The 11897-nt window shown below is 71.9% G+C and carries 13 protein-coding genes; all 13 read left to right on the forward strand.

The window, feature by feature from the left end; genetic code table 11:
- The first annotated feature begins 17 nt into the window (after positions 1-17).
- The 13 genes from fliD to ACQPZX_RS46840 all read left to right on the forward strand — a co-directional run bounded on the left by fliD (position 18) and on the right by ACQPZX_RS46840 (position 11863).
- On the forward strand, positions 18-1439 hold the full coding sequence (fliD, locus tag ACQPZX_RS46780; RefSeq protein WP_433371096.1) for a flagellar filament capping protein FliD: 1422 nt from the start codon (positions 18-20) through the stop codon (positions 1437-1439).
- Between the two features lie 39 nt (positions 1440-1478).
- Positions 1479-1859 carry a flagellar export chaperone FliS gene (gene fliS, locus ACQPZX_RS46785; protein WP_433371099.1) on the forward strand — a complete coding sequence of 127 codons (381 nt, stop codon included), beginning with the start codon at positions 1479-1481 and terminating at the stop codon, positions 1857-1859.
- Between the two features lie 4 nt (positions 1860-1863).
- Entirely contained in the window at positions 1864-2184 is a 321-nt protein-coding gene (locus tag ACQPZX_RS46790; protein ID WP_433371102.1) for a hypothetical protein, read from the forward strand.
- A gap of 178 nt (positions 2185-2362) precedes the next feature.
- Positions 2363-2710 carry a flagellar basal body rod protein FlgB gene (locus tag ACQPZX_RS46795; protein WP_433371104.1) on the forward strand — a complete coding sequence of 116 codons (348 nt, stop codon included), beginning with the start codon at positions 2363-2365 and terminating at the stop codon, positions 2708-2710.
- A 3-nt stretch (positions 2711-2713) separates the two neighbouring features.
- Positions 2714-3106 (forward strand): flagellar basal body rod protein FlgC, encoded by a 393-nt coding sequence (locus ACQPZX_RS46800; RefSeq protein WP_433371107.1) that lies wholly within the window; start codon positions 2714-2716, stop codon positions 3104-3106.
- Positions 3107-3117: 11 nt separating this feature from the next.
- Positions 3118-3453, forward strand: a complete 336-nt coding sequence (gene fliE / locus ACQPZX_RS46805) for a flagellar hook-basal body complex protein FliE (protein WP_433371110.1) — start codon at positions 3118-3120, stop codon at positions 3451-3453.
- A gap of 1 nt (position 3454) precedes the next feature.
- The gene (gene fliF / locus ACQPZX_RS46810; protein ID WP_433371113.1) at positions 3455-5071 is read left to right on the forward strand and encodes a flagellar basal-body MS-ring/collar protein FliF; all 1617 of its coding nucleotides are present in this window, start codon (positions 3455-3457) and stop codon (positions 5069-5071) included.
- 91 nt (positions 5072-5162) lie between these two features.
- Complete coding sequence (fliG, locus tag ACQPZX_RS46815) at positions 5163-6188, forward strand: flagellar motor switch protein FliG (RefSeq protein ID WP_433371116.1); 1026 nt, start codon at positions 5163-5165, stop codon at positions 6186-6188.
- Entirely contained in the window at positions 6172-6852 is a 681-nt protein-coding gene (locus tag ACQPZX_RS46820; RefSeq protein WP_433371119.1) for a FliH/SctL family protein, read from the forward strand. The genes fliG and ACQPZX_RS46820 overlap by 17 nt, the downstream gene beginning before the upstream one ends.
- Before the next feature lie 16 nt (positions 6853-6868).
- Entirely contained in the window at positions 6869-8176 is a 1308-nt protein-coding gene (locus ACQPZX_RS46825; protein WP_433371122.1) for a FliI/YscN family ATPase, read from the forward strand.
- 105 nt (positions 8177-8281) lie between these two features.
- The gene (locus ACQPZX_RS46830; RefSeq protein WP_433371125.1) at positions 8282-8734 is read left to right on the forward strand and encodes a cell envelope biogenesis protein TolA; all 453 of its coding nucleotides are present in this window, start codon (positions 8282-8284) and stop codon (positions 8732-8734) included.
- Positions 8731-9738: a transglycosylase SLT domain-containing protein gene (locus ACQPZX_RS46835; protein WP_433371127.1), complete on the forward strand. Its 1008-nt coding sequence runs from the start codon at positions 8731-8733 to the stop codon at positions 9736-9738. The genes ACQPZX_RS46830 and ACQPZX_RS46835 overlap by 4 nt, the downstream gene beginning before the upstream one ends.
- 34 nt (positions 9739-9772) lie before the next feature.
- Entirely contained in the window at positions 9773-11863 is a 2091-nt protein-coding gene (locus ACQPZX_RS46840) for a flagellar hook-length control protein FliK (protein ID WP_433371130.1), read from the forward strand.
- Positions 11864-11897 lie beyond the last annotated feature (34 nt).

The following is an 11897-nucleotide window of genomic DNA, read 5'->3' on the forward strand; positions in this document are numbered from 1 at the left end:
CCGAAAGGCAGGCCACTGTGACCAGCTCTGTTGACGGACTCGTCAGCGGCCTCAGCACTTCGTCCCTGATCAGCCAGCTCATGACGGTCGAGGCCGCGCCGCAGACCCGGCTCAAGACCAAGGTGACCACGGCCCAGACCGCCGTGACCTCGTATCAGTCGGTCAACTCCAAGACCGCCGCGTTCAAGAGCGCCGGCGACACCCTCAGCCAGCTCAGCACCTGGCGATCGATCAAGGCGACCTCGAGCTCGTCCACCGTCAGCGCGAGCACGTCGAACAACATCAACGCCACCACCGGCAGCCTCACCTTCAACGTGACCTCGCTGGCGACCAAGCAGGCCACCACCCTGCCGGTGAACACCACGCTGTACGCCAAGGACCCGGACGGCAAGGTCGACGACGGGGTTCCGATCACCAGCTCGCCCACGATCACCGTCACCAAGGGCACGTACGACAGCAACGGCGTGCTCGTCGGGACGGGCACGCCCACGACGATCGACATCTCCGCGGACCAGTCGGCGACCGGCATCGCCAAGGCCATCAACGCGGCCAACATCGGGATGTCCGCGTACGTGATGAAGACCGGCGACAACGAGGGCGTCCTCCAGATCTCCAGCTCCGCCTCGGGCACGGCCAACGGCTTCGCGATCACCGGACTCGAGACCGCCGGCCTGGGCGGCGTCGCGCCGGCGACCACGTGGGCGAAGGACGCGGCGATCGACGTCACCGGCGGCGGTGGCACCACGTACACCGTCAAGAGCAGCACCAACACGTTCACCGGGCTGATGGCCGGGGTGACCCTGACCGTGTCGAAGGAGGAGAACAACGTCACGGTCGACGTCGCCAGCGACACCAGCGCGATCGCCGACAAGTTCCAGGCGATGGTGGATGCCGCCAACGCCGCGCTGTCCGAGATCGGCACGCAGACCGCGTACGACGCCTCCACCAAGAAGGGCTCGCCGCTCACCGGCGACTTCGCGGTCCGCGAGATGTCGCAGAAGATCCTCAGCGTGATCAGCCGCGGCGTCGACTGGAGCGCGGAGAAGAAGGCCACGCCGCCCGTCGACACGACCGCGGAGATCCACACGCTCAAGGACCTGGGCATCGAGCTCGACGGCTCGACCGGGCAGCTGAAGTTCAACCGGGACACGTTCCTGGACACGTACGCGTCCGACCCCGCCCGCGCCCAGAAGGCCGGCATGCGCTTCGGCGACACCGTCGAGGCGCTGGGCGACTCGATGAACACCAACCTCAAGTCGATCATGCTGAACCGCAACAACGAGATCACCGGCCTCAACGACCAGATCAGCAACTGGGACATCCGTCTCGCCGGCAAGAGGGAAGCGCTGCAGAAGCAGTACTCCGACCTCGAGGTCGCGCTCGGCAAGCTGAAGGACCAGTCCAACTGGCTCTCCGGTCAGCTCGCCGGCCTCGGCTGAACCGCCTGACCCCTACGCCCCTTCTGCCCGAGGAGACCGATGACCGCCCCGCACCTGCGCGACCGCTACCTTCAGGACTCGATCAACACCGCCTCGCCCGGCAAGCTCCTGCTCATGCTGTACGACCGGCTCGTCCTCGACCTCATGAAGGGCGAGGAGGCGCTGCGCGCCGGCGAGCGCGAGCTGGCGCACGAGCAGCTCACCCACGCCCAGGAGATCGTCCTGGAACTGCGCACCAGCCTCGACGTCGACGCCTGGTCGGGCGCGCCCGCCCTGGCCAACCTCTACGGCTGGATGCTCACCGAGCTGATCGGCGCGAACATCGCCCGGGACGCCGACCGGGTGGCCGCCTGCCGTGCCCTGGTGGAGCCGCTGCGCGACGCCTGGCGAGAGGCGGCCGCCGCGGCGGTCGCCGGCTGAGGCCATGACCGAGGACTGGCGCGGCGCCTGGACCGCCGCTCTCGACGAGCTCGAGCTCGACGTGTCCCGCATCGAGACGATGCTGGCCGACGAGCACCGGCACGCCGGGACGCCGCCGGCCGACCTGTGGCGCCCGCCGACCGAGCTCGGCGCGCTGCCGCTGGAGCTCAAGCCGAGGGCCGACGAGATCCTCACCCGCCAGCTGCGGGTGGCCGAGGAGATCGCCCGGCGCCTCACCAGCAACCGGCAGCAGATGGCGATGACCTCGCGGCTCGAGACCGGCGAATCGGTGAAACGGCCCGTGTACGTCGACTGCGCCATGTGACACCGTCCCGGGGTCCCCTTTTCCAAGGGGGCTCCGGGACTTTTGCGTGCAACCAGGCGGCAACCATTACACGCTCAGCGGATCGCGGGTCAGGCCGAACTGCATGGTACGAGCACGGATTGCTCAGAGGAAATAAGCCAAGGATCGGCGCCCTGGACCCACCATCCAAGGAGCTGCTGTGTTCGACGATATTTCGTCATCCTCTCTTCGCGTCGCCGCCGCGGGTCTCGCCGCCCGGCAGAGCGCCATCGCCAACAACATCGCGAACATCGAAACCCCCGGCTACCGGGCCCGTAAGGTGGAATTCGAGCAGGCGCTGCACGGCGCGATCGCCCGGGGCGAGTCGCCCGCCGGCGTCTCCCCGGAGACGCTGAACTCGCTGGAGCCCACGCGGCTCAACGGCAGCAACGTCAACCTCGACGAGGAGACGCTGTCGCACATCGACACCACGATGCGCTACCAGCTCACCATGCGAGCCCTGGACAGCAAGTACGGCATGCTGCGCGACGCGATCAAGGGGGCCTGATAGATGAGCACGTTCAACGCGATCGGCGTCGCCGGCTCCGGCGTCACCGTCTACCGCAAGTGGCTGGACGCGGTGTCGGACAACATCGCCAACATCGACAACGTCAGCCGCACTTCCGAGAAGGCCTTCCAGGCCCGCTACGTCGTCGCCCAGGAAGCGGCGGACGGCAACGGGGCCCAGGTCGGCGGGGTCGCCTTCGGCAGCGCCAACGGCGTCCTCGCGTACGACCCGGAGAACCCGCTGGCCGACGCCCAGGGCTACATCCGCCGGCCGGACATCGACCTCGGTGGCCAGATGGCCCAGATGATGATGGCCCAGCGCGCCTACCAGGCGAACCTCGCGGTCGTGGACCGCGCCAAGGACTCCTACACCGCCGCGATCAATCTCGGAAAGTGAGGACGACCTAGATGAGTTCTCCGATCAGCGCCATCAGCGGTCTCTCGGCGGTGGGCGGCATCGACGCCCTCCAGGGTGTCGACAAACTCACCCCGAACCTCGGTGTCGAGTCGGCCGCGGGCCCGAACAACGACTTCGTGAGCATGCTCTCCAAGGGTCTGGAGAGCGTGCAGGGCTCGCAGGCCAAGGCGGACAACCTGGCCGTCCAGGTCGCCGACGGGACCCTGCAGGACCCGGCGCAGTACACCATGGCCGCCAACGAGGCGTCCCTCGGACTCCAGCTCACGCTCGCCATCCGGAACAAGGCCGTCGAGGCCTTCCAGGAGATCATGAGGATGCAGGCCTGACATGACGGACCGCCTTCCCGCTCCGGTTCGCCGCATCACGGATGCCTTCCGGTCCTTCACGCCGGGCCAGAAGGCCGTCACCATCGCGGCGGTGATCGCTCTTGTCGTCGGCGCCTACTTCTTCGCCACCTGGGCGTCGAAGCCGACGTACTCGATCCTGTTCAACAACCTGTCGACCAAGGACGCCAGCGCGATCGTCGAGTCGCTGCAGAAGTCGAACACGAAGTACGAGCTGGCCAACGACGGGCAGACCATCCTGGTCCCGCAGGACCAGGTGAACAGCCTGCGACTGTCGCTGAGCGGCGAGGGGCTGCCCGGCGACGCCGGCACCGGCTACGCGCTGCTCGACCAGCAGGGCATCACCACGAGCGACTTCATGCAGCACACGAACTACCAGCGGGCTCTGGAAGGCGAGCTCTCCAACACGATCAAGTCGATCGAGGGCGTCGAGGCCGCCACCGTGCACCTCGTGATCCCGCAGAAGGACGTCTTCGCCGACGATCAGGACAAGCCGACCGCTTCGGTCCTGGTCGCCTCGAAGAGCACCCAGCCGCTCAGCGGCCAGCAGGTGCAGGCCATCGTGCACCTGGTCGCGTCGAGCGTCGAGGGCCTCGACCCGACCGAGATCACCGTGGCCGGCGCGGACGGCAAGATCCTGTCCACCGGCGGCGGCGCGGCCGTCGGCACCGGTGGGGACAGCGGCAACGAGGCCCAGACGGTCGCGTTCCAGAACCGGATGAACGCGTCGCTGCAGAACATGCTGGACAGCGTGGTCGGACCCGGGCACGCGGTGGTCACGACCACCGCCGAGATGGACTTCGACCAGACCCAGACGACCAGCAAGACGTACAACTCCGACCCGTCGCTGCCGGCGCTCTCGGAGAGCAACAGCCGGGAGGCGTACAACGGCGCCGGCAACTGCGCCGGCGGCGTCCTCGGCCCGGACAACATCTCCGGACCGGGCTGCACCACCGGCACCACCGGCACCGGCCAGTACGAGAACAGCAACTCCGTCAAGAACAACGCGATCAACGAGACCAACGAGGTCCGTAAGAGCGCCCCGGGCAGCATCAAGCGGATGAACGTCGCCGTCCTGCTGGACAGCACCACCGCCGGCACCATCGACCCGGCCCAGGTGCAGCAGCTGGTCAGCGCGGCCGCCGGCGTCGACGCCACCCGCGGCGACACCATCGCGGTCAGCGCCATGCCGTTCGACACCAGCGCGGCGCAGGCCGCCCAGCAGGCCCTGAGCGCCGCCACCGCGGCCGAGCAGTCGGCCAAGCAGATGACCCTGATCAAGACCGGAGCGCTCGGCGCCGTGGTGCTGGCGCTGATCTTCCTCGCCTGGCGGGCCAGCCGCCGGTCGAAGAAGCGCAAGTCGCTGACCCCGGAGGAGCGCAAGCACCTGGAGGAGATGCAGGCCGCGCTCGAGCAGCAGCGCCTGATCGAGCTGAACGAGGCCATCCCGGCCCAGATGCTCGAGGCCGCGCCCGAGACGTACGGGGACAGCGAGGCTCGCGACGAACGCGTGCGAGAGATCGAGCAGATGGTTCAGGATCAGCCCGAGGAGATGGCGGTGCTGTTGCGCGGCTGGCTGGCCGCCGACGCGTCGCACTGAGCCCGAACGGGCGGCCGGCTTTTGCCGGCCGCCCGTTTTGCTGCGTTCTGCGTTTTAAGATGGGCTTAGGCCGGGCCTGAGGGAGTACGCGTTGACGACACCGCAACTCACCACGCTGTCGATGACGGGCGTGCGCAAAGCGGCAATCATGATGGTGCAGTTCGGCAAGGAGCATTCGGCGCAGGTCCTGGCCAGCATGTCGGAGAAAGAGGTCGAGATGATCTCGGCCGAGATCGCTCGCCTGGGCAAGCTCGACCCCGTCACCGTCGACGACGTGATGGACGAGTTCTACGCCATGGCGACCACGCGGTACGCCGGCTCCGGCGGCATGGACTACGCCCGCGAGCTGCTCGAGGCGTCCCTCGGGAAGGAGCGCGCCGCGCTCATCCTGGACCGCCTCGAAGCCTCGATGAACGACATACCGTTCAACTTCCTCAGCCACGCCGACCCCCGGCAACTGCTCTCGTACGTGCAGTACGAGCACCCGCAGACGATCGCGCTGGTGCTCGCGCACATCCCCGCGGCGCTCGCCTCGTCGATCCTGGCCGGCCTCTCGCTGGAGGTGCAGACCGAGGTCGCCCACCGGATCGCGGTGATGGACCGCACCTCGCCCGAGATCATCCGGCAGGTCGAGGCGGCGCTGCAGCGCAAGCTCTCCACCGTGCTCCAGCCGGACGAGCTCTCCACCGTCGGCGGCCTCCAGCCGCTGGTCGACATCATCAACCGCGCCGACCGCACCACCGAGCGGCTCATCCTCGAGGCCCTGGACGCCCGCAGCCCCGAGCTGGCCGAGGAGATCCGGCGCCGGATGTTCATGTTCGAGGACATCGTCAACCTCGAGGACCGCGCCGTGCAGCTGGTGCTGCGGCAGGTCGAGCCGGCCGACCTCGCCACCGCCCTCAAGGGCGTGCCCGAGACCGTACGCGACAAGGTCACCAAGAACCTGTCCGAGCGCGGCCGCGAGAACCTGCTCGAGGAGATCGACCTGCTCGGCCCGGTCAAGGTCAAGATGGTCGAGGAGGCCCAGGCGAAGATCGTCTCGGTCATCCGCTCGCTCGAGGACTCCGGCCAGATCGAGGTCCAGCGCGGCGGCGAGGCCGATGAGCTCATCGCCTGAACCGCGCAATCCGGTGATCCGCGGAACGGTCGCGGAGACCGCGGCCGCCGCCAAGTTCGCCAAGAACCTGCGCACCGAGGCCCCCGGGGACAGCCTCGCGGCGACCGAGCGGGCGAAGGAACAGGCCCGCACCACCGGGTACGCCGAGGGCTGGGCCCAGGGTCAGCGCGAGGCGGCCGTCGTGGCCGAGGAGGCCGCCGCCCGCGCCAAGATCGCCGAGCAGCAGTACGACCAGCGGCGCGCGGCCGCCCTCGGGCAGGCCGTCAACGCGCTCGGCCGGGCCGTCACCGAGCTCGAGACCCAGCTCATGCCAACCTTCACCGAGCTTCAGGAGGTGCTGCTCGCGCACGCCTTCGAGCTGGCCGAGGCGATCGTCGGGCGCTCACTGGACGACCCGCAGCGGCGTACCGCGGACGCGCTGCGCCGGGCCATGGCCGCGGCGCCCGAGTCCGGCACGCTGGTCGTGCACCTCTCCCCCGACGACTACCAGACGCTGGTCGGCCCGGACGGGCCGGCCGACTTCGACCACGAGGGGCGGCACGTGAGCCTGCGCCCGGACGCCTCGCTGCGCCCGGGCGACGCCGTCGCTGAGACCGGCATGGCGACCGTGGACGCCACCATCGCGTCCGCGGTGGCCCGCGCCCGGGACGCGCTGCGCCTCTGACTTGCTGGGGGTCTGAATGACGGATCTGTTCCGCCACCGGATGGAGTCCGCGCTGAAGGCGGCCCGGCCGCTCGCCCGCGGCAAGGTGACCGGCGCCGTCGGCCTGCGGGTGACCGTGAGTGGCCTCCAGGCCCGGGTCGGCGACCTGCTCCAGATGGGCGATGGCCCGGACGCCGTGCTGGCCGAGGTGGCCGCGATCGACGGCGAGAAGCTCTCCTGCCTGCCGCTCGGCCCGCTCGCCGGCATCGGCGGCGGCACCCCCGTGACCACCACCGGCGGCCCGTTGCGGGTCGCGGTCGGCCCCGACCTGCGGGGCCGGATCCTGGACGGCCTCGGCCGGCCGATGGACGGCGGACCGCCACTGCGCGGCGAGCTGGTGAGCATCGAGGCGGCCCCGCCCTCGGCGATGGAGCGCCAGCTGGTCGACGCGCCGATGCCCTTGGGCGTACGGGTGCTGGACACGCTCGTGCCGTGCGGCCGGGGTCAGCGGATCGGCATCTTCGCCGGCTCCGGCGTCGGCAAGTCCAGCCTGATGAGCATGATCACGCGCGGCACCTCGGCCGAGATCAACGTGGTGGCGCTGGTCGGCGAGCGCGGCCGCGAGGTGCGTGAGTTCATCGAGCACGACCTCGGGCCCGAGGGCCTGGCCCGCTCGGTCGTGGTCATCGCCACCTCGGACGCGGCGCCGCTGGTGCGGCTGCGGGCGGGCGCCGTGGCCACCCGGATCGCCGAGTACTACCGGGACGAGGGCGCCGACGTGCTGCTGCTGATGGACAGCGTGACGCGAGCGGCCATGGCACAGCGTGAGGTCGGCCTGTCGGTGGGCGAGCCGCCGGCCACCCGGGGATACCCGCCGTCGGTCTTCGCCATGCTCGCCTCGCTGCTGGAGCGGGCCGGGCCGGGCGCACGGGGCAGCATCACCGGGCTCTACACGGTGCTGGTGGAAGGCGACGACCACAACGAGCCCATCGCCGACGCGGCCCGCTCGATCCTCGACGGCCACGTGGTGCTCGACCGCAAGCTGGCCACCGCCGGTCACTTCCCGGCCATCCAGGCACTCGACTCCATCTCCCGGGTGGCCAACAAGATCACCACCCGCGAGCAGCGGGCCGACGCCACCGAGCTACGCCGCCTGATGGCGGCCCACCGGGAGGTACGTGAGCTGGTCGAGATCGGCGCCTACGTGCCCGGCACCAACCCGGAGGCCGACCGCGCCAACGCCATCTGGCCGCGGATCAACGCCTTCCTCCGCCAGGACCTCGACGAGCGCGTAACTCCCGCCGAAGCCTGGGCAGCGCTACACGCGATCGTCACCGCGACCTGAATATTCGCTCTGTTGCTAGTTGGGTGCGGGCACTCAGTGATCCGAGGCAGAGGCCGAACCGGTCATGTGAGGGAAAGCCCCGGCCCGCTAGGAGGCAGAGAAACCTTGAACCGCTTCTTCCGACTCAGCCCCGTGCTCCGCGCCCGCAAGGCGCAGGAGGACGCCGCCCGAGGCTCCTTGAACCACTCCCGCGCCGAGATCCGCGACGCCGAGGCCCTGGTGAAGCGCCGCCACCTCAACCTGGTCGGCGCCGAGGCGCCCAACGAGGGCACCGCCCGCGCCATGGTCGCCTCGCTGGTCGCCCGCCAGTCGCTCGCGGCCAGCCTCTTCGACGCGCAGCGCATGGTGACCGACGCCCAGGAGGTCGAGCGCGAGCGGATGGCCGCCCTGGCCGACGCGGCCAAGCGCCGCCGCGCCGTCGAGCTGATGGCCGAGCGGCACGCCGAGATGGTCCGCACCCACGACCTGCGGGTCGACCAGGCCGCCCTGGACGAGCTGGCGGTGACCTCCAAAGCCCGGAACGTAGCCCGTGGCCTCGCCGAGGGGAGCCCCGCATGACGATGATGGGTGTGACCGGGGTTCTCTCCCGGATCCAGCAGCTGCAGGGCCAGCTCGGCCTCGACCCGCTCACCAAGGACGGCGCGACCGCCGCCGGCACGGTCACCATGAAGACCGGCGTCGGCGCCGACCCCACCTTCGCCTCGCTGCTCGCCGACGCCAGCGGCGGACAGCCGCTCGCCTCGGGCAGCGGCGTCTCCGGCGACGACGTCGTGGCCGCCGCCAAGAAGTACCTCGGCACGCCGTACGTCTTCGGCAGCACCGACCCGGGCAAGGGCCTGGACTGCTCGGCGCTGGTCCAGCGGACGTACGCGGACCTGGGCATCCAGCTGCCGCGCAACTCGTGGCAGCAGGCCAAGGCCGGCCAGCCGGTGGCGAGCCTCGCCGAGGCGCGTCCGGGCGACATCCTGGCCTTCGACAAGCCGGTCGACCACGTCGCCATCTATCTCGGCAACAACCAGATGATCGCGGCGCCCAAGCCGGGCGACCACGTCAAGATCCAGAAGGTGTACGAGCAGCCCACCCACGTCCGTCGCGTGCTCTCCGACGCCGACCAGGTCGCGGCGCAGAACCTGGCCGCGGTCCGGCCGGCCGCCCTCAACGGCACCGGGTCGCTGGCCGGCGTCCCGTACGGCGACCTGTTCGTCAAGGCCGGCACGAAGTACGGCGTCTCGCCGAAGCTGCTCGCGGCCGTCGCCAAGGTCGAGTCCGGCTACGACCCGCAGGCGGTGAGCAAGGTCGGCGCCCGCGGCCTGATGCAGCTCATGCCGTCGACCGCGAAGGGCCTGGGCGTCGAGAACGCCTTCGACCCGGAGCAGGCGATCTTCGGCGGGGCCAAGCTGCTCGCCCACAACCTGCGCGAGTTCAAGTCGCTGCCGCTGGCGCTGGCCGCCTACAACGCGGGCGGCGGCGCCGTGAAGAAGTACGGCGGCATCCCGCCGTACGCCGAGACCCAGGCCTACGTGCCGAAGGTCCAGAAGGCCCTCGCCGCGCTCGGCGGCTGACCTCCTCTCCCCTCGACCTGAACAGGAGAACCGCATGAAGATGCCGAGTTCCGTGACGGGAACGGAGCGCGCCGGCGCCCCCGACGCCGGACGGCGGGCCGCCAACCGGTCGCAGGGTGGCGAGGACTTCGGCTCGGCGCTCTCGGCCGAGCTGGACAAGCCCGGACGCGACCAGGACGGGCCGGCCGAGGCGGCCCGCGACGCCCAGCGGGCCGACGCGGCACAGCGGGCCGACCGGGCCGACGCACAGCGGGCCGACGCCGCGCAGCGGGCCGAGGCCGCACAGCGGGCCGACGCGGCCGCCGACCGAGCCGCCGCGCAGCGGTCCGACCGCGCCGCCGCGAGCCGTGCCGCCGCCGATCGGGCCGCCGCCGACCGGGCTGCTGCTGACCGGGCCGCGGCCGACCGAGCTGCTGCCGACCGGGCCGCGGCCGACCGAACCGCGGGCAAGGCCGCCGACCGCAGCGCTCTCGAACGGAACGCCGCGACTCGTGCCGCGACGGACCGGGCGGACGCCGCCCGCGCTCAGGCCGACCGGTCCGACGCAGCTCGCGCCAAGGCCGACCAGGCCGACGCCGACCGGACTCAAGCCGACCGGGCCGACGCCACGCGTGGCACCGACGACCGCGCCGGAAGCCGCCGCGCGAACGACAAGGACGACGCGGCCACCGACCAGACACGGACCGACCAGGCGGGAGCCGGCCAGGCGAAGGACACCTCGCCCGACAACGCGACCGCCAAGGTCAAGGACGGCGAGGGCAAGGACAAGGACGGGGCCACGACCGAGGACGGCGCCCAGGCGGGCGACGCCAAGGCCGCCGCCACTCCGGTTCCGGGCGCCTCCGTGCCCGGCACGATCCCGGCCGCCGCCGCCGTTGCGCCCGCGCCCACCGCTCAGACCGCCGCGGGCACCCCCGCCACGGGCCGGCCGAACGCCGCCGCCGGCGTCACCTCCGTTTCCGGCGTCGCCGCCGCCGCGGGTCCGTCGACGCCGGGCGCCGCCCCCGCTCCGGGATCGTCCGCTCCGGCCGCCGACGCCGCCGCGACGGCCGCGCCCACCGGCACCGTCAAGGACGCCGCGGGCAAGCCGGCCACCGGCGCCGACCTCACCGGCGCCGCCCGGCCCACCGGGATCCCCGGCACGCCGGCCGGTCAGTCGACCCCGGCCGCCGGCCAGACCCCGGCTCAGGGACAGGCACCGGCTCAAGCTCCGGCCGCCCCCGGTCAGCCCACGCCCGCCGCCCCGGCCGGCCCGGCCGCCGCCACCGCCCCGGCAACCGGCCAGGCCACGCAGCCCGGGACCACCCCGGCGACGGCGGACGCCCAGGGTGCCGCCGCCCCGGCCTCGACCGCGGCCCCGGCCGCACCGGCTGCCACCGCGGCCGCTCCCGGCACCGCAGGCACGGGCACGGGCGCCACCCCGCCGGCCGACGCCACGGCGCCGAACGCTCCGACGGCCGGCGACCAGCCCGTTCCCGCGCCGGCCACGGCCGGCGAGCGGGCCACGCCCGACACCGCGACCGCCCAGCCGACCGGCCTTCCGCCGGCCCCGGCCACCGCTGCGGGAGTCGCGCCCGACGCCGCCGCTGCTCCGGGCGTACTCGGTCAGGCCGGTCTCGCCGGAGTCACCGGACCGCAACCCACCGCCCCGGCCGCCCCGGCGGCCGGCACGCCGCCGCCACCCACCACGCCGGTCCCGACGCCGCCCGCCGCCGCCCAGGTGGCGATGCGGATCGCGCCGCTGCGGCTGGAGCCCGACGGCGTGCACCGGCTGACCATGCACCTGCACCCGGTCGACCTCGGCCCGATCCAGGTGGTGGCCGAGATCCGCAACGGGGACATCAACCTCCAGCTGACCGGCACCACCGACGCCGGCACCGACGCGCTGCGCGACGCGCTGGGCGACCTGCGCCGCGAGCTCGAGGACTCGGGCTTCGGCAACTGCACGCTCGACCTCCGGCAGGGCACGGCCCAGCAGGAGCAGGCGCGGCAGCAGTTCGCCGCGGCCGGCTATGCCTCGGCCGGGCGTCGCGATGCCGGACCGGCCGTCCCGTCCGGGCCCACGCCGGCCGAGCCCAGCACCCGGCGCACGCCGGGCAGCGGCCGCCTGGACATTCACGCCTGAGCGCAGAGCGACGCCGGTGGACACGAAAGGTGTC

The sequence above is a fragment of the Actinoplanes sp. CA-142083 genome, assembly GCF_050942195.1.
GTDB lineage: Bacteria > Actinomycetota > Actinomycetes > Mycobacteriales > Micromonosporaceae > Actinoplanes.